The sequence below is a fragment of the Kaistella carnis genome, from assembly GCF_003860585.1.
Classification (GTDB): Bacteria; Bacteroidota; Bacteroidia; order Flavobacteriales; family Weeksellaceae; genus Kaistella; species Kaistella carnis.
Map to the genome: position 1 here is coordinate 1,390,789 of NZ_CP034159.1, position 23,483 is coordinate 1,414,271.

Here is a 23,483-nt window from a genome sequence, read left to right on the forward strand (position 1 = left end):
ATCAACCTATTTTGGGTCGTATTCTGAAATCACTCTTACCATCGATTTTATGGCAACCAACTGTTCCAAAAGTTCTTCTCTTGAATCCGCCAAAACATTGATGTGACCCATTTTTCGTCCTGGTTTCGTATCACCTTTTCCGTAAAGATGAACGTAAGTATTTGGTAGTTTAAGAACGTCTTCTATACCTTCATACTTTACTTTTCCTGTATAATTTGCTTCCCCTACCAAATTCAACATTCCGGAAAATCCATGGTCAGAAGTGTTGGCGAGTGGTAGATTTTTTAAAACCCTGTAAAACTGCTCGAACTGAGAATTGGCATTTCCCTCCTGCGATTGATGGCCTGAATTGTGTAAGCGTGGTGCGGTTTCATTCACCCAAATTTTACCCTCTCTATCCAAAAATAATTCAATTGCAAATAAACCTTCAGACTTGGCCGCTTTCATAAATTTTTCAGCAATGATTTGAATTTGATTTTGAACGTCTTCCGAAATTTGAGCCGGACAAATATTAAAATCTAGAAGATTCAATTTCGGATCCGCAATCATTTCTGTGACGGGAAACGTTTTAATTTCTCCACTTTCATTCTTCGCGATAATTATAGAAAGTTCTTTATCAATATCGACGAGATTTTCCAGGACGGAAGGTTCGTCCCACATTTTATTCAGATCACTTTCATTTTTAATGACCTGGACGCCTTTTCCGTCGTAACCGCCTGTATTAAGTTTTTGAACAAACGGAAATGGTATTTTGATTTCCTCTTCTTTAGATAAAATAACCTGAAAAGCCGGACTCGGAATGTCGTTTTGCTCATAGAATTGCTTCTGCAAAATTTTCTGCTGAATTATCTTAATGATATTTGAATTAGGAATCACTTTTACACCCTGTTTTTCAAGCACTTCCAAGCCTTCTACACTCACATGCTCAATTTCGATGGAGACGACATCCTTATCTTTTCCGAAATTCACGACCTCGTCTTTTTGATTAAAATCTCCTTGTGTAAAGTGCGAAATATGAGCACAGGAGCAATCTGCATTGGGGTCAAGTGTGTAAAATTCGTCGTCATATTTTAACGCTTCCTGAATTAACATGCGCCCAAGTTGCCCACCTCCTAAAATTCCTATTTTCATTTTTTATTTTAATTTGCTGAGTTTCAAATAACCGATATGAGTAAAATTCTCTTGATTTGTTGCTTCTGTTTTTTCCAGAATAATGGAATACTTATCCCGCATTTCGAGGGGTAAAATATCGTTCACTTTAAAAATATCATCAATATCAACCCCGTATTTATCATCAATATGACTCACGGCATCTGTAAAACCCATGGTTTTATAGAATTCCGTTTTCTTGACTCTTTTCGTGATTTCCGACAGTGATTTGCCGACCATCAAATATTGCTGATGCAGTTCCTCAAACTTTCCGTGTTCGTAACCGCCAAGATTGATGAAGAAAAGATGATTTTCGGAAAGCTCTGCCGTTTTTTCTACGATCTTTATTTCAAAGCCGTCTACAAATTTCACTTCCTGATAACAGTCGATATGGATTTTCCCTTTGGCTTCGGGCCAAAACTTTTTTATTGCGGGAACGAGCGATTTCATGCTTTCACCAATACCGAAAAACACATCATGCTGTTCAATATTTCTGCCTGCAGGTATGGCTCCGAGAATGGTGTAAAATAATTTCATCTTCTGGAAAAAACAAAAATACGTTTTAAATAAATTCTATAAAATTTTAATGTTCTCTTTTTTAACAAAATAAATTTTTCTTAAAAGGCATAAAATCCTTAAATTTGTGAAATGTCGGAAATATTAATTCTGTTCTTCGGAGCCGTGTCTGCTGGATTATTGGGATCCTTAACCGGATTGGGCGGCGGTGTTGTCATCATTCCTTTATTAACTCTTGGCTTCGGTGTTCCTATGCATTATGCAATTGGAGCTTCGTTAATTTCAGTCATCGGAACCTCATCCGGGGCTGCCGCTGCATTTGTGAAAGAAGGATTTACGAATGTCCGGATCGGAATGTTTTTAGAAATTGCCACGACGACCGGGGCAATTGGAGGCGCTTTAATTTCGGGAATGCTGAATGCGAATACGATCGGAATTATCTTCGCCAGCATTTTGATTCTGACCGTTATTCTTAATCTCAGAAAAAAACCAGATCATCAAGAACCTTTAATAGAAGGAAGTTTAGAACATAAACTTCAACTGTACGGCACTTTTCCCGACAAAGGAGTAATTAAATCCTACGCCGCGAGAAATACCATTTCCGGATTTTTTATGATGGCTTTTGCCGGAGTGATGTCGGGACTTTTAGGGATTGGATCCGGTGCATTAAAGGTTTTAGCCATGGATAATTTAATGAAACTGCCTTTTAAAGTTTCTACCACAACCAGTAATTTCATGATCGGAGTGACTGCAGTTGCGAGTTCTCTTATCTACTTTCAAAGGGGTGAAATTATTCCCGTTATTGTAGCTCCGGTTTTGATCGGTGTGGTTTTGGGAAGTTATATCGGCTCGAAAACCCTTATGGTTTCTCAAACTAAAAAGCTGAAAATTGTTTTTGCAGTGGTCGTGTCCATTCTTTCGATTTATATGATGTATAACGGTCTTAACCATAATTTTAAATAATGAAAAGACATTTTACAGATCTGGATCTTAACCGTTCCGTCGGAAATCTTCTTCGGTTAGGCGTCATCATTTCGGTTGTCACTTCCCTCTTTGGTTTTGTGAAATTGTTTATTGAAGGGTTTACAATGCCTAAAGATTACATTTCCCTGGAAGTTCCGGAAGGTACGATTTGGCAAAGTTTCTTTAATTCTTTGAAAAATTTTGAAGGAATAGGAATTATTCAGCTCGGAATTCTGATATTGATTTTAACGCCACTGGTTCGAATTATCTTTGCGCTCGTCGGTTACATTAAAGAAAGAGATTACACTTACGTCATCGTTTCTCTTATCGTTTTGGCCATTATGCTTGTGAGTTTCCTCATGGGTTTTGCACACTAAAAAAATAATTTAAGAGTCTCGGAAACTTCTAAAATGACCAGAGATTTTTATCGATTTAGACGACTTTAATTTCAAAAATTAGTTCAATTTTTACCGCAAGAAATTAGCTAAAATCTATATTTTTCAGAACAGCTTCGGCTTTTAATTCAGTTTCTCGCCATTCTTTTTCAGGCGAACTTTCTGCGGTAATTCCCCCGCCGACATATATAAGCGCCGCATCCTGAAAAAATTCAGCACACCGCAGATTAACGAAATATTGAACAAAATCGTCGTTTTCCACGCGGATATAACCCGCGTAAAAATTTCTTGGATCCTTTTCAAACTTGCCGATAGCCTTTCTGCAAAAATCCTTTGGAATCCCACAAACTGCCGGCGTTGGATGAAGTTCAGAAATAATTTTCTCTACATCCTCTCTCACGATTTGTGCTTTGAAATCGTTTCTCAAATGTTTGATATTTCCGGACAGATGATCATAAGTCTCCGATAATTCCACTTTTTCGGAATAAGCATTTAAAATATTTTTAATGAAATCGGTTACCGGTTTCTGTTCTTCAATTTCTTTGCTCGTCCAACTTTCATGAACCGGAATTGTTCCGGCCAAACTCATGGTTTCAAACTCGGAAGTTTTTTTATTGAATTTCCCGAGCAGTTCGGAAAAAGCGCCGAGCCAACATTTTTCGTCTTTGATGAAGAAATAAACGAAAGCGTTTGGATAAGCTTTACAAAGATTAAGAAAAGTTCTGGACAAATTAATTGGTGAACCTTCATACTTCACTAATTTTCTTCTTGAAATCACCAATTTTGAAAGATCATTTTCTTTAATAAAATCAATAACTTTAAGAAGTTTCTGCTGATAATCCGATTGCTGTTCCTCCTCAAATAAAGGCAATTTTGAGGATAAAGAATCGCTCAGAATTTCAGCACTTAAAATTTCATCTTTAGAAATAGATTCTATTTCTCCGCTAAAATCAAGGATTTCTAAATTATCAAAAGAATGAAAAGATACCGGATTTTTATCGAGATTTTCATCAACGAAATTATAGTCTTCGGAAAAAGGAAATCGAAAATACAGCATTTTAGTTTTTATCAACTGAAGTTAAAACATCTGATGAAAATTATTAACGGGGAATAATATTATTTGTCATCGTGGTGTGATTGATCAATTCCCCTTTTTCGTCGCGAATTTCAATTTCCGAAACATGCATTGTTCTGCCTTTTCGAATGAATTTTGCCGTTCCAGTCACGATTCCATCTTTTTTACTTCGCAGATGATTTGAATTAATGTTCGTTCCCACCGGCGCAAATTTTTCGGTATCGACATGCAATACAGATAAAGAGGAACCTAAAGTTTCTGCCAAAACGCAGCTTGCACCACCATGCAGAATACCGTAAGGTTGATGCACTTTTGCCGTTACAGGCATCGTTGCAGAAAGGGAATCGTCAGTAACATCTGTAAAAACGATATCTAAAGTTTTTCCCAGGGTTTCGCCGCCCCAGTTATTTAATTTATTTAAAATTTCTTCTCTATTTTCCATAAAGGTTGAAGTCAGTTTAAGGTTGAGGTTTTTGTTGAGGTTAAGATTGAGGTTAAGGTTGAGGTTAAGGTTGAGCTAGTATATCTTCGGATTCCACTTTTCAGGAAATTTCGGCGTGATCTTTTTGTAATATTCCTCCATTTCCGCCATGATGTCTTCATACGATCTTGTTTCTAATTCTTCCACCGAAATTTTCTTACCCAAATAAATTACTTTATCTTTAAAATCTCCGGCAGCAATAACGATGGGAACCTTTGCAGCCAATGCCATATGGTAAAAACCTTTGCGCCATTTAGGCACCCAACTTCTGGTTCCTTCGGGCGTAATTACCAAACTGAAATCATCTTTTTTAAACTCATTCACGACAAAATTAACCAAATCATTTTTCTGAGAACGGTCGATGCCAATACCACCCATTGCCTTTATTAAAAAGCCATACCAAGCTTTCGTATGCTGATCTTTAATAATGACTTTCAAGGGTTTACCCAAGGACCAATACGCAAAATTCCCGAGCATGTACTCATCATTTGCGGTGTGAGGAGCGACGACCAGAATGCAGCGGTCCAGGTTATTTACGTCGCCTTCTAAGACCACTTTCCAACCGACCAGTTTAAGCATTAATTTGCCGAATAATTTTTTCATAAAATCTAAATTTTGGTTCCAAAGACCCACTTTTTATAAGACTGATAAACAAAAAAGTATAACCAAACAGCGTTGGTTATACCTAACAAATATATTAAAATATAATTTTGTCTATAACAAATTAGTTACGAAATCAATTATTTTTATTGCGATGTCTAAAACAATCTGAACCATAATTGGAAGTTTTTTGGTGTTAATAATCTTACATTAAATTAACACTACGAAATTAGTAATTAAAATCTAAAAAAGAAATTTCGAACGTGTTAATTTTTATTAAAGTTTTATTGATATCAAGATTAAATTATTTTGTCTTGATGACGATTTCTTTTTTACCGTTTTTGATGGAGATGTCGACGTCTTGAAGCTTATTCAGATTCCATTTCATAGAATCGATCACTTTATCTGCTTCTTTTTTCGGTACTTTTTTGCCATTGATAATTACACTGTCTCTATCGTTTGAGTTATATTCGATCGTAGATCCGTTGATCTTCACCTTATTTTTCTCAATCACGATTCCGGTGGAGTTATCGTTTTCTTCATGATCATCATTTGCCTCATCATCTATGGAAAAACCACGCCCATCGTTCAGGGCAATCACCTTCATACTTTTTGGGACAATCAAATTATAGTCGACTCTGTAATCTCTTAAACGGTCATTATAGGAATAAGAAATATAATTCGGAAGCAAGATTTTATTATCTACAATTTCCACGGGAACATTCACATTTAAAGGTAAATTATATCCATCTGCTCTTTTTTTAATTTCGAGATAAGGAACGCTTACGTCTTTTCTTATGACATCTAAATTAGGATAATCTTCTTTGAAAATAGTTTTCCCATCAGAATATACATCATCCCAGTACGATTTAAAGTTTTGCGGAATTACGACTCTTTTCACATCAATTAAGAGGGAATCTGAAGAAGTATTGATGGCGACGTTTTGCGTACTGTCATTGCTTCCGCTGTACTGCGTTTTATATCGAATTGCGCTAAATCCTGTCGCAGCAACCAGTCCGATCCAGATCAAAACTAAGGCTCCGATCACATATCCCGTATTATTAAACCTTGTTTTCGGAGAAAATAATTTAACTGCGAGATAACAGAAAATTAGTCCCGGAATAAAAGAAGACAAGAATCCGAGAGCGATCACGAGGAATCCAAAATTACTGTCCTGCAGATAAAATCCTAAATTGTTGAAGAAATTAATGTTACTGGCTCCGGAAAAACCAAGTCCTAACACGGTGAACGATCCTATAAGAAGTGAAAGTCCCATGATTGCTAAAATCGTTCCCAGTAGATAACGAACTACATTCCACAAGCCGTTTCCCGCTTTGTTGATATAGGGTTTATTTTCGTTATAAAGTTCTCCTACTCTCTGCGTAGATTCATTGGCAAACTGTACAATTTTTGTCGATTCCTGTTTTAAATTATCGAAATTTAAAGGTTTGCCTTTCATTTTCAAAAAATCGGTTGCTGTTTCCGCTTTCGGCAACACGATCCACAGAATAATGTAGATTAAAATAATAACTGATGTAGAAATTGCAGCGGTAAATACCCCTAAAATCGCAATTCCCAACCAGATCGCACGCATGGCGCTGATATCCATACCTACATAATGCCCTAATCCGGCACAAACTCCACCGATTTTAGCAAGTTCCGGATCTCGGAAAAGTTGCTTTTGACCATTGAAATTTGCATTGCTTTTTTGTTGACGTTTCTGGTTTGAATTAGTTTCGGAAAAATAGGCTTCTTCCTGTTCTTCTATTTTTTCCGGCGAGCCGATTTGTGAGATCACGCGGTCAACATCAACATCATTAATCACTTCGCGTTTTCCGAGTGCATCTTTAAATATTTCCACCATTCTGATTTCAATATCATGCATTACTTCTTCTGCTTCATTCGCATCTAAAGAGCTTTTGAGTGCCGCAAGATAATCGCTGAGTTTGATGTAAGCGTGTTCCTCGATTGTGAAAGAGAAACCGGCGAGTCCTATGGAGAGTGTCTTGTTCATGATATTAAGAATTTGGTAGGAACGCGCTTTCAGGTGCGCCCGTCGGGTTATTGTTTTTAGTAATCAAGTTTACAGAGTCTGTCAGGTCGTTCCAGGTATTTTGAAGTTCCGCAAGAAATAATTTGCCTTTCTCCGTCATCTGGTAATATTTTCGGGGTGGCCCGCCGGTGGATTCTTCCCAACGGTAAGAAAGGAATTCTCCGTTCTTAAGTCGGGTCAACAGCGGATAAAGAGTGCCTTCCACTACATCCAGTTTTCCTTTTTTGAGTTCATCAATAAGATCAGAAACATACATTTCGCGCTCATTAATCAAACTTAAAATACAGAATTCCAGAATACCTTTCCGCATTTGCGCTTTGGTGTTTTCTGTGTTCATATTCTTTTAGGTTATTAATTGGTTGATGTTCAACTTGAGGGTGATTTTTTGAATGATTGATATCCATCGATTCGCAAATTTTCAACACCTTCTCAAATCTTACATTACAAAGATATGTAATAAATTTAGTATTATGCAATACAAAGTAGTAAAACTTTCAATATTATTTTTATATCAATTACTTTTATTACAATAGAAAAGCCCTGAAAGCCTAATAAAATAACACATTGTGAGAAATAAAATTTTAAATTAAAAAAACCATCCCGAGAAGAGATGGCTTGTTAAAACAGTTGAAAAGTTAAAAATAACGTCATTTTCCGAAAAATAATTGCAGAAACTCATCAAATATTTTCTCGAATTAAGCTTTTCGAAGTTTCATTTTTTTAAAAAAGACAAGAAATTAATCGATATCATGAAATTTACTCGAAAGATATTGCAGCCTTTCGTTTTCATGTCTAAGTTTTTCAAGCTTATCTAAAAGATGTTGAATCACTTCTAAACCGGGAAGGTTAACTTCCAGATCGTAATGCCAATTTGCAAACCGCTCAAAAGCCGGTAATTCTTCGTACAGTAAATATTTTACTTCATTGTCGACCACAGGTTTCAAAAGTCCGGCTTCTTCCAGCGAATCAAAAAATGTGATTTCGATATTATAGATTTTTACGAGTTCTTCGCGTGATATTCTTTCGCTCATTTTTTTAGATTTTTAAGTTGAAGGAATAATTCTTTTTCCGCTTCAGTCAGATTTTTAGGAAGTTGGACGTTATACGTCACCAAAAGATCACCAAATTCGCCTTCCTTTTTATAGACAGGAAAACCTTTACCTTTCAAGCGCACTTTTGTTCCACTTTGCGTTTCGGGTTTCACTTTAAGTTTTACCGCGCCATCCAGTGTTTTCACCTCAATTTCCCCACCTAAAATGGCGGTATATAAATCCAGATCAACCTCTGAAGTCAGATTATCGCCCTGTCTTTTAAACTCAGCATCTTCCTGCACATTGAACGTGATGAATAAATCACCGTTGGGACCGCCGTTATGACCCGGATTTCCGTGGCCTTTTAATTTGATTTTCTGACCATCTGCAACTCCGGCCGGAATGGTGATGCGCAATTTTTTACCATTGATCTCAAAAGTTTGCTGATGGGTTTTCGCTACATCACGCAAATGGAGATTCAATGAGGCTTCCAAATCCTGGCCTTTAAACTTCCCAGAAGCGCTGCCTCGCGAAGCACCGCCAAATCCGCCGCCACCAAACATACTTTGAAAAAAGTCCGAAAAATCTGCACCATTCTCAAAATCGGTATCTGCAAAGCCGCCATAACTGCTGCTCTGTCTGGATTGCCGACCGCGCTGTTGCTGTTGCGCTTGCTCATATTGTTCGCCATGCTTCCAGTTTTCTCCGTATTTGTCATATTTAGCACGGTTTTCCGGATGACTCAAAACCTCGTTGGCTTCATTAATTTCTTTAAATTTTCTTTCGGCTTCTTTATCACCGGGATTCACGTCGGGATGGTATTTCCGCGCTAACTTACGGTACGCCTTTTTGATTTGATCGGCCGTGGCCTTCTGATCAATTCCTAAAACTTTATAATAATCTATATATGCCATTGAATAATGCTTTCTTCAAATTTACAAAAAGTAAAGGATTTTCTATTTTAAAGTTGTGTTAAAACTTTCTGTTTATTTTTCTTAATTTTAATGAACAGGACTTTAGCCTAAATTGTAGCACTATGAAAAAACTTCCCTATTTATTTTCCCTGCTCTCTCTCCTATTTTGTTCGAAGCAGGAAACCGCCTTAACGTCGGATAAATCTATGGAAACTTCAAAGATTATCAAGGACTCCGTAACCAAGCCTGAAGCTACCAAAGACACTTTAGATGTAGTGGAACATTTAAAAGTTATAAATGATGAAGTTCTTCAATCTTTAAAGATGAAAGATTATGAAAAATTTTCCACTTTTATTCATCCGGAAAAAGGAGTGACATTTTCCATGTATTCTTATGTAAACACAAAGAAAGACAAACATTTCAGTCTGGAAGATTTCCGAAAATACAGTTCTTCTCCCATTAAATTTACGTGGGGCGAAAAAGATGGAACCGGCGATCCTCTAATCCTTTCTCTGAAAGATTATCTGGAACAGTGGGTATTTAAAAAAGATTTTACCCAGAGTCAATTTTCTCTCAATTCCTATCAGGGTCAAGGAAACACAATTAATAACATCCGCAAAACTTATGAAGGTTCACTGGTCGAAAACTACATTCCCGGAACAGAAGAATACGGATTAATGGATTGGAATTCTCTTTTCTTTGTGTTTTCAGAATATGAAGGCCAATACTATCTTGTTGCGGTCATCAATAATTCCTGGACGACCTAATTGGATTGGAAGATAAAATGATGATCTGGTAAGTATCCTACTTTTAATATTTAGAATTATATTTGACTAAATTTAAATAAATGAAAGAAGTTCTGAAAAACTATTCCGGTATTATTTTACTTTTATTCGGAATTATTCTCGGGAGTTTTACAGGAATATTTTCACCCAATGTCGTTTCTTATCTGAAGCCGCTCGGCGATATTTTTCTAAACCTTCTTTTTGTCAGCGTTGTGCCGCTCGTTTATTTTGCGGTGGCCAATTCGATTGCCAGTGTAGAAAAAGGAGGAAAATTTGGAAAGATCATTTTCTCAATGATCATCACCTTTTTACTTTTCATTCTTATTGCGGCAATCTTTACCATCGCCGTGGTTTATTTTTTTCCAACCCAGGCTTTGCCTTCTACTTCAAATGATATTCTGGATAATTCTGGGGCAGATGATTCTTGGGGCGATCGCATTGTCCGCTTTTTTACAGTGGGTGAATTCTCCGAACTGTTCTCCCGAAAAAACATGCTTGCCTTGTTAATTTTTGCTTTCCTTACCGGAACTGCAGCCCGAAAAACTGGAGAAGCCGGAAAAGTTTTCCGCGATTTTTTAGCCTCGGGTTATGAAGTAATGAAAGAACTTCTGCTGCTTGTGATGAAAGGTGCACCCATCGGTTTGGGCGCTTACTTTGCTTTTCAAGTTGCGACTATTGGACCACAACTTTTCGGTTTTTACGCAAAACCTCTTGGTTTATATTATATTTCCGGGGTCGTTTATTTCTTTGTTTTCTTTACACTCTACGCCTTTTTGGCTAAAGGAAAACGTGGTATTAAAGAATTCTGGATGAACAATATTTATCCGTCACTTACGGCAATTTCTACGTGCAGCAGTTTCGCAACTATGCCCGCAAATTTACTGGCGGCAGGTAAAATTGGCGTTCCCTCTTCTATCGCGAATATTGTGATCCCCATTGGAAGTACGCTGCACAAAAACGGTTCCTCTATGTCCTCTATTATTAAAATTTATGTGGCATTTCTAATTATTGGCAAAGATTTTTTCGATCCGATGAATCTGTTGTTGGCTTTAGGAATTACGGTCTTCGTCAGTATCGTCGCAGGCGGAATTCCCAATGGTGGCTATATTGGAGAAATGTTGATGATCTCTGTGTACAGTCTACCTCAGGAAGCCATTCCGGCCGTGATGATCATTGGAACATTGGTGGATCCTTTGGCGACGGTGCTTAACTCTACAGGCGACACCGTTGCGGCAATGTTTGTGACAAAAATTTCGGGAGAAAAATTTGTTGAAGCGGAAGAGGTTGTAATTTAAGAATTGAGCATCATATCTCTTTTATTTCTATAAAAAACACGGCAATTTTAATAAAATCCTGTGTAATAGTAATTTATTACACAGTTTTAATGTTGACATTGTGTATATTTGAGAGTTGGCGGTCAACCATCACACGCATCGATATGACCACCCAAAGCAGCAGTCCGGCAATACGACAAAGCGCGAAGTGTTTTTTCCTGATGAGCCGTAAAATTCCGGGCCGATAAACTGATTTTACGAAGAACATCAGCAACACTTCCGCCTTTACTTCGGGTTTCCATTTTTACTGCATAAAGCGAAAACGGTATCCAAAGGGCTGTGGGGTTTTTGATCTGACAACTGACAGACATGAAGATATTCCATGGTCGATTCAATTCTTTCATGACCCAAAAGTTTCTGAACCATAATGATAGAAACTCCATCTTCCAATAAATGCGTGGCAAAGCTTTGTCGCAAAGTGTGCGTATGAACAACTTTGGTGATTCCGGCTTTTTTACTCACCGTTTTGATGACCCATTGAACGCCTCTTTGACTGTATCTGGAATCAAAATCTTTGGTGTGCGTTGTGGAAGCACCTGTGCTGAGCGTAGTCGAAGCATCAATCTCTTCAATATTTCTATTTTGATTTCCATTGAATAAATATTGAGTCGGATTTTCCACTGAAATAAAGGTTTTAAGTCCCCGAATTAAATGTTCGGATAAAGGAACATAACGGTCTTTTTGACCTTTACCCTGAACAACATGCAGCATTTGTCGGTCAAAATCAAGATGATGAAGTTCGATATTCCTCACTTCCATACATCGAAGTCCACACCCGTAAATCAGACCGATGAGCAGTTTGTGTTTCAGTAACTGCGCCGTTTGAAGCATACGCCAAACTTCCTGACGGCTTAAAATAGTCGGCAGTTTTTTGACTTTTGGAATAGCGGGAAGATGCAGAAAACTATAGGGTAAACCTTCGGCTTTCAGAAGAAACCGCAGTCCATAAACCGTGTGTTTAAAGTAGGTTTGAGAAGGTGTTTTTGATCGCTGTTGAAGTTCGAAGAGATAATCTTTGATGTCTTCCGGATCCAATTCGGTAGGGATTTTACCGAAGTAAAGCGCTACGGCTGCTACATGCCTGGAATAATTATCAAAGGTTCTGGGACTTTTTCCCTGGCTTGAAATATTTCTTTCGAAACGTTGTATCAGTTCCGAAAAACCATTAACTTCGCTTGAAGCGCGATTCAAAATTTTGTTCGTCCTTAAATCCTCCGGAGATTTTTTTTTGTAGCCATTTTAGAGATTTTATTTTATGTTATGATCAAACAAAGTTAATAAAACAGCCTCAGGAAAAGCTACCGGAGGTTTAGTTCAATAACTAAGCTTTCGTTTTATCTGCAAGACAAGAAATGAAAGCCTGTTGAACGGAACCTCCGGTGGCTTTTCCTCCCCAGTTGGTAACCTTATGGAGTTATCGTTTTTAGAATTTAGGATATTAGAGCAGTTTTTTAGAAGGACTGCTTTTTTTGGGAACTGAGGTGAGATTTTTTGAAGCACTCACCGGCTTTTCTTTACTTTTAAGATATAAAATCCCTTACCCACAAAGTTTATTTTGCAGACAGCGTTTGGGTAACGAAAAGAAAATCCTGCGGCGGCCCCCGCTGCCCAAAAATAGCAATGGTCACAAGGTTTCCTTCCTTGCAGCACCGGCATTTATTGAGCAGCGTTTTGGGTGTGAAGCTTGATATTCCTTACGTCCATACAGCGCAGTCCGCAACCGTAGATCAGGCCGATGAGCAATTTGTGCTTCAGGAGTTCAGCACTTCGAAGCATTCGCCAGATTTCTTCACGGCTTAAAATAGTGGGAAGTTTTTTCACTTTTGGAATCGCGGGAAGATGGAGGTAGCTGTAAGGCAAGCCTTCGGTTTTCAGCAAAAACCGCAGTCCGTAAACGGTATGTTTAAAGTACGACTGAGAAGGGGTTTTTGATCGCTTTTGAAGTTCAAAAAGGTAATCTTTGATGTCTTCCGGGTCTAATTCGGTAGGGGCTTTACCGAAATGAAGCGCCAAGGCTGCAACGTGACGGGAATAATTGTCGAAGGTACGCTTGCTTCTGCCCAGGATGGAAATATTTCTTTCGAAGCGTTGCAGAAGTTCGACAAAACCGTTAACTTCGCTCGAGGCACGGTTCAGGAATTTGCTGGTCCTTAAATCCTCCGGAGATTTTTTTTTGTAGCCATTTCATGAGTTTTTAAAAGGTTAATAAAAACAAAGTTACTAAAACGGCGAATGGAAAAAGCTACCGGAGGTTTAGTTCAACATCGGTTTTGCAAAAGCGGGGGTGAATTTCTCTTGAGTTGAAAGTTTCGTCATTATTAGTCGCAAAAAACCATTTCGTTTTTTATTTTTTTGTAATTTTGAAAAAACGAAAATGGTTTTCGCTCGGTTCGGTTTTAGTAGAACTTTCAGTTTGTAAAATCCCCGCCTTCGCAAAGCCGTTTCCCGTTGCCATCAATGCTATGAAGAGACGCATACATAACATATTGACAGTATCTAAAAAGTCAGGAGACCTAAGTTGGTATTTTGACGTATTCATCATTACATTGATAATTTTGAATGTAATTGCCATAGTATTAGAATCTATTGAACCATTACGACAACAGTTTCAAACACATTTTGACTACTTTGAACTTTTTTCAGTTATAGTATTTACGGTAGAGTATATACTTCGTATTTGGACAGCGAATTTGATACCCGAATTCAAAAAACCTATAGCAGGAAATTTAAAATATGCTCTCACGCCTCTTGCAATAATTGACCTATTGGCTTTTCTTCCGTTTTATCTGCCATTCGTTGGAGTTGACTTACGACTATTGAGAATGTTGAGAATTTTTAGGATTTTCCGTTTATTCAAAATAGCCAGATACATTGAAGCACTTTCTTTTATCACCCGAGTTTTTAAAAAGAAAAAAGAAGAACTTGTTATTTCGTTAATCTTCACAGTCTTTCTTTTACTCATTGCTTCAACATTAATGTATTACGTTGAAAATGAAAGTCAACCCGAAAACTTTTCAAGCATACCCGAAACAATGTGGTGGGGCATTGCGACATTGACAACGGTAGGTTATGGAGACATTTATCCCGTTACACCATTAGGACGATTTTTGGGTGGTGTAATTGCGATTATTGGAATTGGACTTTTTGCATTACCGTCAGGTATTTTAGCTTCAGGGTTTTCAGATGAAATTTCACGTAGAAAATTACAAGACGATTACTGCTCAACTTGCGGTCAAACAATAAAAAAAGAACAAAATGAGATTTAGAAGACGAGTAAAATTATTTCCTGGAGTTACTTTAAACTTTAGCAAAACAGGCATCAGCACAGCAGTTGGTGTTCCGGGAGCAAGTGTAAACTTCAACAAACAAGGAACATTTTTAAACACAGGCTTACCCGGAACAGGTATTTATGACCGTAAAAGAATTGGTGGACAGAAAAAATCTAACCAATCAAATTAAAACTTCCAAGACTATAAATTACCACAGCAAGAGATAATTCCAGACCAAAGAACAGAATTGAAATCAACGGAAAATGTTGAAGAAACCACGACCGAAGGACTTCAAGAACTTAGAGACACTTTACTATCTTGCTATCAAGAAAAGAGCGAGTTAAAGAGAGAAATTGTAAGAGCAAAATCAAGCCTACAAACAAGTCAAATCTTACTTGTATTTTCTTATCTAATTATTGTTGGCTTTTTTATTAAGTGGTTCAAGCAAAACAGAGATGACAAGAAAGAATATTTAGAAGACATTGAAAAACAACTTTCTGAATGCTATGTAAATATAGACATCAAAACGGATGAACAAATTGAAAAATCATACTTACAACTGCTCGACAGCTACAAGACTTTACTTACTTGCCAAAAAATATGGGACATCACATCTACTTCTAAAATTGACAAAACAGCAACACGTTCAGCAGCATCAGAATCAATTACAAGAAAGCAAGTAAAATTTGGATTTGGCAACTTTGACATTATTAAATCAAAATTTGACGCACTACATTTTAAAAATGCAAATGGTGGAGATTTATACATTTATCCTGCGTTTATTGCAATAGTTGACAGCAACAAAAAATTCGGACTAATAGATATTCGTGAAGTTGAATTTGATTTTATCTCTCAAAAATTCTTGGAAGAAGAAAGAGTTCCATCTGACTCAAATGTGATTGGAAACACTTGGGCAAAAGTCAATAAAAATGGAAGCCCCGACAAAAGGTTTAAAGACAACTATCAAATTCCAATTTGCTTATACGGTAACATTGAAATTAAAAGCTCGACTGGACTAAACGAAGCATATTCTTTAAGTAATCACGACAAGGCAGAGCAGTTCTCAATGACTTTTAAAGCATATCAAAAAATCATAGGACAATGACGACAGAAACAGAAGCACAGCTGGCAACTGCGGTTTTGCAAAAGTGGCGGTTCAGTGCTTCGTATGACAGTTTAGTGGTTAATCAAAATTTAGTGCTTCGATTGAAGTTTTGTGGTGAAAATCGCCACCTTCGCAAAGCCGCGACACGTCAGGCTGTGAATAAACTCAGCTTTCCAGTAATTCCTTAAGAAAACCAACCTTCCACACCTCAATAAATGCGTTTTAAGATCGGCTATTTTTTATGCTGCAATTGATAATGTATTTTCCAATGGGGCTAAAATAAACGCAAAACAAGTCTGTCTAAAAACAAAACAACCTTTCGCTTTGTAAGGTGACTTCCAGTTCTTCAATTTGGCAATTAATTCCGGAACTCCAAGAATATTTATCGCACGTTTGATGTTATACACCAGCATGATTAAACTGTGTTCACCATTTACTTTTTCAAGTCCCGTTAAATTCGTGTGATTGTAGCCCCACTGCCTTTTGATTGTTCCGAAAATATGCTCGTTGATCTCCTGCCGCTTTCGGTATAATTGCGCATTAGCTTGGTAGCGCTGATTGTTTTCTGCAACAGCATCGGCATATTGACTTCTATCAATCTCTCGGCCTCCTGTTCTGCTCGTACAAAGTGATTTTACAGGACATTCTTTACAAGCTGGAGTTCGGTATTTTTTGAAGTCGTAGCTGTCTCTATCGCGGGTTTTCTTGTGCCATCGTCCCGTCGTTTTTAAAACTTGGTTTGCCGGACAAGTGTAAGTGTCATCGTCTGTATTGTAAATGAATTTTGAAACAAAATAATCTGGTTGAGTGCCATTTTCGTTGCTTTTTCCCTGATCTGGATGCGCAACAATGGTGATAATGTTTTGCTCTTTGCATTGGGTGATTTCCCGACCATTGTGATAACCTTTGTCAACTAAAGCAGTGAATGTTTCAATTCCCAAATTCTCCTTAGCTTCAATTGCAATTGCGCTCAAAGCATTACGATCATTACGATTAATGGTGTGTGTAGCCACAACCAAATTATATTGAGCATCAACAGCGGCTTGAATATTATAACTTACTTCTACAACTTGCCCCTGAACCAACAGTGCTCGTGAATCTTCATCGGTAGTACTTATCTGAGGTTCGCCACTTGCTTTTAGTTTTTCTTCTAAGACTTCGTAGCCGAGTTTATTTTTCTTTAATCTTTCAATCTTTTCCTGAATCTTAGTGATTGTCATGCTATTTTCTTTCTCGTCATTCTGAGCCAATTCATCCAGGTATTGCTGTGTTTTCTCTTCAATATAAGCCAAGTGTTTATCAATTTTCTTTTGATTAAAATTGGCTTTTTTGCTGTTGTGCGCTCTACTTTTAGTACCGTCAATGGCGATGGTTTCTCCAGCAATTAGATCTGCATCTTTCAAAAAAGAAACGAATACTTTGAACAGCTTTTTTAAACCCGACGGATTGTTTTTTCTAAAATCAGAAATGCTGTGGTAATTGGGTACAAGTCCAAATAAAAGCCATTGTAATTCAATATTGCGCACACATTCTTTTTCGAGTTTCCGTGAACTCCGAAGTCCATTCAGATAACCATACAAATAGATTTTGAGAAATGTTTGCGTACTGAAACTCGGTCGTCCTTCCGTTTTTAGCATTTGCAGTTCAAAACCTAATGCTTTTAAATCGATATTCTCAACAAAGGCATCTACAAACCGAACCGAATTATCTTCAGAAATCGAATCTTCTAAACTTGTAAAAACCATTTGATTGCGGGCTATTCCTGTGATGTGTTGCATTATTAAATATACGAATTTCCTCCCGTATTATTGAAATAATTTAGCTATTTTTGAAGTAATAAACGGAGGTTTTTTCACAGACTGACGTTGTGCGCAATATCGAAAAGCAGTTTTCAATAGAAATTTCGGTCTGAAAATTCAAATTACGCTGGCTTCTACTCCGCTGAATTTTAAAAATTAACCCTGAAAATCAGTCTGAATTTTTAAAAATTGCGCTGACTTTTACATATCCGGCGCCGACAAAAATATGCGTGAAAAAAATGCCGAAAAAAAATTTGACGCTGACTTTTTCCAACTTTGCGCTTAACTACGTGAATAAAATCTGTCCGGACCTAAAAACTTACTAAAAATCTGAATCTTATTTGCATTTTCGATCTTGAAAAAAATTGTCATGCTTGATTTTCACTTCTCTGACTGAATTCAAAAGGTTGAATTAAGTCGCCGAACCGAAAATACTGCGCACAATAACTAAGCTTTCGTCTTGTCCGCAGGACACGAGATGAAAGCCCGTTGAACGGAAGCTCCGGTGGCTTTTCAGCAGTGTGATGGTCCTCTTATGGGGATGTCGTTTTTAGAATTTAGATACACAAAGCAGTTTTTTCAGAAGGACTGAAGCATTCGCCAGATTTCTTCACGGCTTAAAATAGTGGGAAGTTTTTCACTTTTGGAATCGCGGGAAGATGGAGGTAGCTGTAAGGCAAGCCTTCGGTTTTCAGCAAAAACCGCAGTCCGTAAACGGTATGTTTAAAGTACGACTGAGAAGGGGTTTTTGATCGATTTTGAAGTTCAAAAAGGTAATCTCTGATGTCTTCCGGGTTTAATTCAGTAGGGACTTTACCAAAATGACGCGCTAAGGCCGCAACGTGACGGGAATAATTGTCGAAGGCACGCTTGCTTCTGCCCACGATGAAGATATTTCTTTCGAAGCGTTGCAGAAGTTCGGCAAAACCGTTAACTTCGCTCGAGGCACGGTTCAGGAATTTGTTTGTTCTTAAATCCTCCGGAGATTTTTTTTTGTAGCCATTTTATATGTTTTTTAAAAGGTTAATAAAAACAAAGTTACTAAAACGGCGAATGGGAAAAGCTACCGGAGGTTTAGTTCAACATAGTATTTGCAAAAGGCGGGGTTGAATTCATAATAGAAAAACCCGATGCATTTAGTCGCAACTTGGTTTTCATATTACTTTTTTTTGTAATTTGGTAATCTGAAAAAGCAATTTGCTTCGTTCGGTCGAAATTGAACTTTTCGTCCAATTTTAGCCCGCCCTTCGCAAATACTTTTTCCGTTAGCAGAAATTTTGAACCCATGTAATGATAGAATTGTTTATATTTTTTATCTCGTCATTTATAGTTTACATAATTATAAGCAATATAATCTTAAAAATCAGGGGTAAAGAACTAGGATGTTTTTCTACTATTTTTGCACTTTTCATCACAATAATAATTTCTCTTCCAGTTTCAAAAAATCTAAATCCGAACAAGGCTTAATCTTTCTTTTACTCAAAGGAAATTGAAAAAAGAGTTGATAATTATAAATCCAGTTATGAATATAAAAATAAGGAATATATATCCGAGGTTAGTAAGGATAATTATTACAAGTCATTAGGAAACAAAAATAACCCTGAAATAATAAAAATTGGTTGTCTTTGTCGAGATGGGAGAATTGTTTCATCAATAGATGAAAATGCCTGCGTTAATAATGGAGGTATTTATGAAATTATAACAATTGAACCGGACAAATTTAAACCGGAAAAGAATTTGATTCGATCAAATGATTATATTGAACCTAATAATGTAGAAAATTCAGGAGGTCCTGTTTATGTTAGAGGTTATTACAGAAAAGATGGAACATATGTCAGATCTCATACAAGAAGAGCTCCGAGACGATAAAATAAACTTCTGCTAATAACTAAGCTTTCGTCTTGTCCGCAGGACAGAAGATGAAAGCCCGTTGAACGGAAGCTCCGGTGGCTTTTCAGCAGTATGATGGTCCTCTTATGGGGATGTCGTTTTTAGAATTTAGAGGTGCAAAGCAGTTTTTTCAGAAGGACTGCTTTTTTTGTGGCGTTGGGTAGCCTTTGGAAGTGGTTTCTGCGGGGTTTTACTGGCTGTAGAGCACAGCTTCCCTTACCCGCAAAGGTTATTTTGCAGACAAAGGTTGGGTGACGAAAAGAAAGTTCTGCGGCGGACTGCGCTGCCCAAAAACGGCAATGGTGACCAGGTTTCCTTCTTTGCAGCACCGACATTTATTGAGCAGCGTTTTGGGTTTGAAGCTTGATATTCCTTACTTCCATACAGCGCAGTCCGCAACCGTAGATCAGGCCGATGAGCAGTTTGTGTTTCAGGAGTTCGGCACTTTGAAGCATTCGCCAGATTTCTTCACGGCTTAAAATAGTGGGAAGTTTTTTGACTTTTGGAATCGCGGGCAGATGGAGGTAACTGTGAGGCAAACTTTCGGTTTTCAGCAAAAACCGCAGTCCGTAAACCGTGTGTTTAAAATAAGATTGCGATGGTGATTTTGATTTTTTCTGAAGGTAAAAAAGGTAATCGTGGATTTGCTCAGGATCCAATTCTGTCGGAATTTTCCCAAAATGCAGCGACACCTCAGCCACGTGTCTGGAGTAATTATTGAACGTACTCTGACTGCGTCCCAACACCGAAACGGTACTTTCAAAACGGCTTAAAAGTTCTGTAAAACCGAGACCTTCGCGCTTTGCCTGATTGATGATTTTGTTTTCTCTGAGCTCGTCTAAACTCTTTTTTTTGTTGCCATTCTAGTGATTTTTTAATTAACTTTACAAAGTAACTGATTTATGCGATTGGGATAGCTACCGGAGGTTTAGTTCAACTGGGTGATGTGCCAATTTTCAAGGGCACAGTGGATAATGTATATATCCGTGATGTAGCAACCGTTAAGGATGGTGCGGATATTGCCACAGGCTATGCCCTTATTGACGGAAAACGTTCCGTATATATCAATATTGCAAAAACAGGTAATGCCTCTACACTAGATGTTGTAAACACGCTAAAGAAACAGTTGCAGGACATTCCGCGTAATATGCCCCATGACGTGAAGATCTCCTACGAATTTGACCAATCGGTGTATATTTCTATGCCATGAGTGACTATGCATCGTCTTTTGCATCGGTAAACCTTGATTTATTATTGGAAGAATTACTGCGGGAAAACACTTAAATTATTGCCAATAATACGTAAATTGCATCTATCAATTTTAATGCTTTCTTGAAATTTCGCCTCTGTAATAGTCTGTTCAATGAAGTGTTGTAAACAAGGAAACAAAAATGAGTAAAAAAAGAAACATATCGAACAAACTTTTTGCAGAGCTTTGCAACCATTTCACCAATGAAATAAATAGCCCCTTTGAGATAAGGACTTTTAAAAAAGGAGGATTTATATACAGAAAAGGTAATCAGCCTAAAGGTGTGTATTTTATAAAATATGGGTGGGTTAAAATATTTAGGGGTGGCAATGAAGGTGATGAGGTTATATTGCGGATGCTTGGGCATAACGAATTTATCGGTTATGTATCTTTATTAAAAGATACACCATACCCTGACAATGCCCAGGCATTAGAATATTGCGAGCTATACTTTATCCCCCGAAATGTATTCCTCACACTTATACATGAGAACAATGATTTTACCAGGTCAATTATTCAAATGTTGTGTAATGAGATATGGAGCAGTGAAAAACAAATTGTGAACCTGCATTCAAAGAAAATTGATTCACGGTTGGCTACTTTATTATTAGATCTCGAACAGGCATCTGAAAATAGCCCTGTGCATGATGACAGCCTGATTCGTTTACCTAAAAAAGATCTGGCTAAAATGATAAACATTAGCCCTGAAACGCTTAGCAGGTATTTAACCAGGTTTCAGGAATCCGGACTTATTAAATCTATAAACGGAATGATTGAACTTTTAAGAAAAGACAAATTATTTAAAATATCAAATATGAACGATTGAACAATTTTTTTCAGTGTCTTGACTTGAATCAAGGAAAAGCATTTCTAAAATACATAACTTTGACTAGAATCATTTTAAATTATTCGTTTTTAACCTTTAAACTTAAAAATTATGGCACTAGTAAAAACAAATTATCCATTATTCGGAAATCTTTTTGATGATTTCTTTGGCACCGAATTGGCCGATTGGAGAAACCAAAACTATTCGGCTACCAACACCACACTTCCTAAAGTAAACATTAAGGAAGACGAAAATGGGTTTGTAGTTGAAATGGCTGCGCCGGGTATGAAAAAAGGCGATTTTAAAATTAACGTTGATAACAACCTGCTTACAATTTTTTCGCAAAAGCAGGAAGAACAAAAAGAGGGCGAAGGTGAAAAATACACCAGGAGAGAATTTGCCTACCAGGCTTTTACCCGTTCCTTTACCCTGCCCAATAGCGCCGATGCTGATAAAGTCAGCGCTTCTTACAACGATGGTATTTTAACCGTTACTATTCCAAAAAAGGAAGAAGCTAAGCCTAAACCGCCAAAAAGCATTGAAATTTCGTAATTTATTATAACAGGTCATCGCAAAAATTGCCATGACCTGTTATTGAATTTAATTGTAAAACTTTAAAAATTAGCTGATATGGACTTAATTAAATGGACAAAAAACATTAAACCAAAATTTCCAAATGTTGTTGAGAAATTTTTTGGTAAAAAAATTGACGACCAGGCTTCGGGTTCGGAAGAAATCGCCAGCGTACCCGCAGTGAACATCAACGATAAAGGCAACACCTTTGAGGTTTCTTTAGCCGTGCCGGGAATGGATAAAAAAGACATTAAACTTGAAGTTAAGGACAATTGCTTAGTTGTTTCTTCTGAAAAACAATACGAAAAAGAAGAAAACGAAGGCAACTGGATGCGCCGTGAATATGGTTATGCCTCGTTCCAACGAATGTTTCAATTACCCGAGAATGCCGACCCTGAATATATAGATGCTTCTATGAAAAACGGGGTATTGAAAATAAAAGTTGGTAAAATAAAGGGTAAAGAAGAAAACAAAAAGGCAATAGAAATTAAATAGTAACCACATAATTAAATGATCATGAAAATATTAAATAAAATTCTTTATACATTTCTGGCAATAGTTTTACTAACAAGTTGCGGAAATAAAAGCCAAAACAAAAGCGAAGAAAATAGTGTCGCGCAAACGGAAGAAATCCGAATTAAAAAACCGGATGAGTTGGGTATGAATGCCGATTCACTTGCAGGTAAGGTTCAGGAGCAGGCAATTGATGCTGTTGAATCATTGAATGACCAAATAGTGGCAGAAGCCTCAGAAGCTATCGGACAAGTTTACGTGGCGCTTGACGCCCTCGAAGCAAAGGATACCAAAGGAGCTCTGGTAGCGCTTGAAAAATCAACCGGCAAGTTAAATATTTTACTGGCCCGTAAACCCGATTTGGCACTGGTACCTATTGAGGTATCGGTTAAAACCGTTGATCTGGTGACCGACCTTGAAACAATCAGGGATATAAAAAGAGCAGCAAGAAAGGCCTTAAAAGAGAACCATTTCCAGGTGTTGCGCTATGAGTTAGCAAAACTGGCCAGTGAATTGCAGGTTACTAAAGTTGAATTACCTTTAGCAACTTTTCCCGAAGCCATGAAATTAGCAGCGGCTTTAATTGACAAAGGGAAAACTGATGAAGCCAAAGTAGTGCTATACACAGCTCTTAACACATTAGTTATAAGCGAAGAACGCATTCCTTTGCCTATACTGAGGGCACAGGCGCTTATCGCACAGGCCATAACCGATGATGCTTCCAATGAAGACAAAAAGAAAGAGGTGCTCGCACTTCTTGACAATGCAGAATACCAGTTAATTATGGCCGAAGAGCTTGGTTATGGCGACCGCGACCGTGAATATGAAGAACTAAACAAAACCATTAAAGAATTGAAAAAATCAGTGAAAGATAATGGTGATTCTCAGGCATTGTTTGAGAAATTTAAAACAAAACTTGCTGATTTTAAGAAAAGAATAGCTTCATAACAATTTTTATTCTTA

General features: G+C 37.4%; 26 protein-coding genes and 4 pseudogenes. 13 read left to right on the plus strand and 17 right to left on the minus strand.

Translation table 11 applies throughout. The features are described from left to right. Positions 1 to 6: 6 nt before the first annotated feature. Both EIB73_RS06270 and EIB73_RS06275 read right to left on the minus strand, forming a co-directional pair. A complete protein-coding gene (locus EIB73_RS06270) occupies positions 7 to 1,131 on the minus strand; it encodes a 5-(carboxyamino)imidazole ribonucleotide synthase (RefSeq protein WP_125023681.1) in 1,125 nt (374 codons plus the stop codon). Between the two features lie 3 nt (positions 1,132 to 1,134). Next, complete coding sequence (locus EIB73_RS06275) at positions 1,135 to 1,686, minus strand: DUF1543 domain-containing protein (protein ID WP_125023683.1); 552 nt, start codon at positions 1,684 to 1,686, stop codon at positions 1,135 to 1,137. A 111-nt stretch (positions 1,687 to 1,797) separates the two neighbouring features. On the opposite strand from EIB73_RS06275, the gene EIB73_RS06280 reads away from it, so the two are divergent. Next, complete coding sequence (locus EIB73_RS06280; protein WP_125023685.1) at positions 1,798 to 2,628, plus strand: sulfite exporter TauE/SafE family protein; 831 nt, start codon at positions 1,798 to 1,800, stop codon at positions 2,626 to 2,628. Continuing rightward, complete coding sequence (locus tag EIB73_RS06285; RefSeq protein WP_125023687.1) at positions 2,628 to 3,005, plus strand: DUF1634 domain-containing protein; 378 nt, start codon at positions 2,628 to 2,630, stop codon at positions 3,003 to 3,005. The genes EIB73_RS06280 and EIB73_RS06285 overlap by 1 nt, the downstream gene beginning before the upstream one ends. A gap of 103 nt (positions 3,006 to 3,108) precedes the next feature. On the opposite strand, the gene EIB73_RS06290 is transcribed toward EIB73_RS06285, so the two are convergent. The 7 genes from EIB73_RS06290 to EIB73_RS06320 all read right to left on the minus strand — a co-directional run bounded on the left by EIB73_RS06290 (position 3,109) and on the right by EIB73_RS06320 (position 9,177). After that, positions 3,109 to 4,080 carry a chorismate-binding protein gene (locus EIB73_RS06290; RefSeq protein WP_125023689.1) on the minus strand — a complete coding sequence of 324 codons (972 nt, stop codon included), beginning with the start codon at positions 4,078 to 4,080 and terminating at the stop codon, positions 3,109 to 3,111. A gap of 43 nt (positions 4,081 to 4,123) precedes the next feature. Next, positions 4,124 to 4,540, minus strand: coding sequence for a PaaI family thioesterase (locus EIB73_RS06295; RefSeq protein WP_125023691.1), 417 nt, complete (start codon positions 4,538 to 4,540; stop codon positions 4,124 to 4,126). A 75-nt stretch (positions 4,541 to 4,615) separates the two neighbouring features. Further along, positions 4,616 to 5,182, minus strand: a complete 567-nt coding sequence (locus EIB73_RS06300; protein ID WP_125023693.1) for a 1-acyl-sn-glycerol-3-phosphate acyltransferase — start codon at positions 5,180 to 5,182, stop codon at positions 4,616 to 4,618. A gap of 301 nt (positions 5,183 to 5,483) precedes the next feature. Beyond that, complete coding sequence (locus EIB73_RS06305; protein ID WP_125023695.1) at positions 5,484 to 7,193, minus strand: PspC domain-containing protein; 1,710 nt, start codon at positions 7,191 to 7,193, stop codon at positions 5,484 to 5,486. Between the two features lie 4 nt (positions 7,194 to 7,197). Continuing rightward, positions 7,198 to 7,569 carry a PadR family transcriptional regulator gene (locus EIB73_RS06310; RefSeq protein ID WP_125023697.1) on the minus strand — a complete coding sequence of 124 codons (372 nt, stop codon included), beginning with the start codon at positions 7,567 to 7,569 and terminating at the stop codon, positions 7,198 to 7,200. A 400-nt stretch (positions 7,570 to 7,969) separates the two neighbouring features. Beyond that, entirely contained in the window at positions 7,970 to 8,263 is a 294-nt protein-coding gene (locus EIB73_RS06315; RefSeq protein ID WP_125023699.1) for a chaperone modulator CbpM, read from the minus strand. After that, positions 8,260 to 9,177, minus strand: a complete 918-nt coding sequence (locus EIB73_RS06320; protein WP_125023701.1) for a DnaJ C-terminal domain-containing protein — start codon at positions 9,175 to 9,177, stop codon at positions 8,260 to 8,262. Before EIB73_RS06320 ends, EIB73_RS06315 begins: the two co-directional genes overlap by 4 nt. Positions 9,178 to 9,299: 122 nt before the next feature. Here EIB73_RS06320 and EIB73_RS06325 point away from each other — a divergent pair, with 122 nt between their 5' ends. Together EIB73_RS06325 and EIB73_RS06330 are read left to right on the plus strand one after the other, a co-directional pair. Continuing rightward, positions 9,300 to 9,944 carry a hypothetical protein gene (locus tag EIB73_RS06325; protein ID WP_125023702.1) on the plus strand — a complete coding sequence of 215 codons (645 nt, stop codon included), beginning with the start codon at positions 9,300 to 9,302 and terminating at the stop codon, positions 9,942 to 9,944. Positions 9,945 to 10,024: 80 nt separating this feature from the next. Next, positions 10,025 to 11,257: a dicarboxylate/amino acid:cation symporter gene (locus tag EIB73_RS06330; RefSeq protein WP_125023704.1), complete on the plus strand. Its 1,233-nt coding sequence runs from the start codon at positions 10,025 to 10,027 to the stop codon at positions 11,255 to 11,257. 128 nt (positions 11,258 to 11,385) lie between these two features. On the opposite strand, the pseudogene EIB73_RS06335 reads toward EIB73_RS06330, so the two are convergent. The 4 genes and pseudogenes from EIB73_RS06335 to EIB73_RS06345 form a co-directional block, all read right to left on the minus strand. Then, positions 11,386 to 11,538: pseudogene (locus EIB73_RS06335) on the minus strand (IS91 family transposase); the annotation flags it as partial. After that, the gene (locus EIB73_RS06340) at positions 11,522 to 12,487 is read right to left on the minus strand and encodes a tyrosine-type recombinase/integrase (RefSeq protein WP_125023706.1); all 966 of its coding nucleotides are present in this window, start codon (positions 12,485 to 12,487) and stop codon (positions 11,522 to 11,524) included. The gene EIB73_RS06340 and the pseudogene EIB73_RS06335, both read right to left, overlap by 17 nt. Before the next feature lie 359 nt (positions 12,488 to 12,846). After that, positions 12,847 to 12,987, minus strand: a pseudogene (locus EIB73_RS15360) (IS91 family transposase); the annotation flags it as partial. Further along, positions 12,953 to 13,432: a phage integrase N-terminal SAM-like domain-containing protein gene (locus EIB73_RS06345; protein ID WP_228411316.1), complete on the minus strand. Its 480-nt coding sequence runs from the start codon at positions 13,430 to 13,432 to the stop codon at positions 12,953 to 12,955. The gene EIB73_RS06345 and the pseudogene EIB73_RS15360, both read right to left, overlap by 35 nt. A gap of 224 nt (positions 13,433 to 13,656) precedes the next feature. Here EIB73_RS06345 and EIB73_RS06350 point away from each other — a divergent pair, with 224 nt between their 5' ends. From EIB73_RS06350 to EIB73_RS06365, 4 genes are read left to right on the plus strand one after another with little or no spacing between them, the layout of a single operon-like run. Beyond that, complete coding sequence (locus tag EIB73_RS06350; protein ID WP_228411291.1) at positions 13,657 to 14,562, plus strand: ion transporter; 906 nt, start codon at positions 13,657 to 13,659, stop codon at positions 14,560 to 14,562. Then, positions 14,552 to 14,755 (plus strand): DUF4236 domain-containing protein, encoded by a 204-nt coding sequence (locus EIB73_RS06355; protein ID WP_125023708.1) that lies wholly within the window; start codon positions 14,552 to 14,554, stop codon positions 14,753 to 14,755. Before EIB73_RS06350 ends, EIB73_RS06355 begins: the two co-directional genes overlap by 11 nt. 57 nt (positions 14,756 to 14,812) lie before the next feature. Beyond that, on the plus strand, positions 14,813 to 15,670 hold the full coding sequence (locus EIB73_RS06360) for a DUF4236 domain-containing protein (protein WP_125023710.1): 858 nt from the start codon (positions 14,813 to 14,815) through the stop codon (positions 15,668 to 15,670). After that, complete coding sequence (locus tag EIB73_RS06365) at positions 15,667 to 15,858, plus strand: hypothetical protein (RefSeq protein WP_125023712.1); 192 nt, start codon at positions 15,667 to 15,669, stop codon at positions 15,856 to 15,858. The genes EIB73_RS06360 and EIB73_RS06365 overlap by 4 nt, the downstream gene beginning before the upstream one ends. 51 nt (positions 15,859 to 15,909) lie before the next feature. Here EIB73_RS06365 and EIB73_RS06370 read toward each other — a convergent pair whose 3' ends face one another. The 4 genes and pseudogenes from EIB73_RS06370 to EIB73_RS06385 form a co-directional block, all read right to left on the minus strand. Further along, complete coding sequence (locus EIB73_RS06370) at positions 15,910 to 17,448, minus strand: IS1182 family transposase (RefSeq protein ID WP_125023617.1); 1,539 nt, start codon at positions 17,446 to 17,448, stop codon at positions 15,910 to 15,912. Between the two features lie 638 nt (positions 17,449 to 18,086). Next, positions 18,087 to 18,353 carry a phage integrase N-terminal SAM-like domain-containing protein gene (locus EIB73_RS06375; RefSeq protein WP_262706729.1) on the minus strand — a complete coding sequence of 89 codons (267 nt, stop codon included), beginning with the start codon at positions 18,351 to 18,353 and terminating at the stop codon, positions 18,087 to 18,089. Between the two features lie 1,235 nt (positions 18,354 to 19,588). Next, a pseudogene (locus EIB73_RS15365) lies at positions 19,589 to 19,729 on the minus strand (IS91 family transposase); the annotation flags it as partial. Beyond that, positions 19,695 to 20,102, minus strand: a complete 408-nt coding sequence (locus tag EIB73_RS06385) for a hypothetical protein (RefSeq protein ID WP_228411292.1) — start codon at positions 20,100 to 20,102, stop codon at positions 19,695 to 19,697. The pseudogene EIB73_RS15365 and the gene EIB73_RS06385, both read right to left, overlap by 35 nt. Before the next feature lie 191 nt (positions 20,103 to 20,293). Here EIB73_RS06385 and EIB73_RS06390 point away from each other — a divergent pair. The 5 genes and pseudogenes from EIB73_RS06390 to EIB73_RS06410 all read left to right on the plus strand — a co-directional run. Further along, positions 20,294 to 20,557: pseudogene (locus tag EIB73_RS06390) on the plus strand (efflux RND transporter permease subunit); the annotation flags it as partial. Between the two features lie 193 nt (positions 20,558 to 20,750). Further along, positions 20,751 to 21,434: a Crp/Fnr family transcriptional regulator gene (locus tag EIB73_RS06395; protein WP_125023714.1), complete on the plus strand. Its 684-nt coding sequence runs from the start codon at positions 20,751 to 20,753 to the stop codon at positions 21,432 to 21,434. A 111-nt stretch (positions 21,435 to 21,545) separates the two neighbouring features. Beyond that, a complete protein-coding gene (locus EIB73_RS06400) occupies positions 21,546 to 21,986 on the plus strand; it encodes an Hsp20/alpha crystallin family protein (RefSeq protein WP_125023716.1) in 441 nt (146 codons plus the stop codon). Positions 21,987 to 22,064: 78 nt separating this feature from the next. Then, a complete protein-coding gene (locus EIB73_RS06405; RefSeq protein ID WP_076781576.1) occupies positions 22,065 to 22,502 on the plus strand; it encodes an Hsp20/alpha crystallin family protein in 438 nt (145 codons plus the stop codon). Between the two features lie 21 nt (positions 22,503 to 22,523). Continuing rightward, positions 22,524 to 23,468, plus strand: coding sequence for a YfdX family protein (locus EIB73_RS06410; protein WP_164467862.1), 945 nt, complete (start codon positions 22,524 to 22,526; stop codon positions 23,466 to 23,468). Positions 23,469 to 23,483 lie beyond the last annotated feature (15 nt).

Coding starts and splice junctions, on each gene's coding strand:
- EIB73_RS06300 (WP_125023693.1), bottom strand. CDS start 5,182: ATGAAAAAATTATTCGGCAAATTAATGCTTAAACTGGTCGGTTGGAAA.
- EIB73_RS06405 (WP_076781576.1), top strand. CDS start 22,065: ATGGACTTAATTAAATGGACAAAAAACATTAAACCAAAATTTCCAAAT.
- EIB73_RS06325 (WP_125023702.1), top strand. CDS start 9,300: ATGAAAAAACTTCCCTATTTATTTTCCCTGCTCTCTCTCCTATTTTGT.
- EIB73_RS06370 (WP_125023617.1), bottom strand. CDS start 17,448: ATGCAACACATCACAGGAATAGCCCGCAATCAAATGGTTTTTACAAGT.
- EIB73_RS06305 (WP_125023695.1), bottom strand. CDS start 7,193: ATGAACAAGACACTCTCCATAGGACTCGCCGGTTTCTCTTTCACAATC.
- EIB73_RS06365 (WP_125023712.1), top strand. CDS start 15,667: ATGACGACAGAAACAGAAGCACAGCTGGCAACTGCGGTTTTGCAAAAG.
- EIB73_RS06320 (WP_125023701.1), bottom strand. CDS start 9,177: ATGGCATATATAGATTATTATAAAGTTTTAGGAATTGATCAGAAGGCC.
- EIB73_RS06285 (WP_125023687.1), top strand. CDS start 2,628: ATGAAAAGACATTTTACAGATCTGGATCTTAACCGTTCCGTCGGAAAT.
- EIB73_RS06295 (WP_125023691.1), bottom strand. CDS start 4,540: ATGGAAAATAGAGAAGAAATTTTAAATAAATTAAATAACTGGGGCGGC.
- EIB73_RS06400 (WP_125023716.1), top strand. CDS start 21,546: ATGGCACTAGTAAAAACAAATTATCCATTATTCGGAAATCTTTTTGAT.
- EIB73_RS06395 (WP_125023714.1), top strand. CDS start 20,751: ATGAGTAAAAAAAGAAACATATCGAACAAACTTTTTGCAGAGCTTTGC.
- EIB73_RS06410 (WP_164467862.1), top strand. CDS start 22,524: ATGAAAATATTAAATAAAATTCTTTATACATTTCTGGCAATAGTTTTA.
- EIB73_RS06355 (WP_125023708.1), top strand. CDS start 14,552: ATGAGATTTAGAAGACGAGTAAAATTATTTCCTGGAGTTACTTTAAAC.
- EIB73_RS06275 (WP_125023683.1), bottom strand. CDS start 1,686: ATGAAATTATTTTACACCATTCTCGGAGCCATACCTGCAGGCAGAAAT.
- EIB73_RS06290 (WP_125023689.1), bottom strand. CDS start 4,080: ATGCTGTATTTTCGATTTCCTTTTTCCGAAGACTATAATTTCGTTGAT.
- EIB73_RS06330 (WP_125023704.1), top strand. CDS start 10,025: ATGAAAGAAGTTCTGAAAAACTATTCCGGTATTATTTTACTTTTATTC.
- EIB73_RS06310 (WP_125023697.1), bottom strand. CDS start 7,569: ATGAACACAGAAAACACCAAAGCGCAAATGCGGAAAGGTATTCTGGAA.
- EIB73_RS06315 (WP_125023699.1), bottom strand. CDS start 8,263: ATGAGCGAAAGAATATCACGCGAAGAACTCGTAAAAATCTATAATATC.
- EIB73_RS06280 (WP_125023685.1), top strand. CDS start 1,798: ATGTCGGAAATATTAATTCTGTTCTTCGGAGCCGTGTCTGCTGGATTA.
- EIB73_RS06270 (WP_125023681.1), bottom strand. CDS start 1,131: ATGAAAATAGGAATTTTAGGAGGTGGGCAACTTGGGCGCATGTTAATT.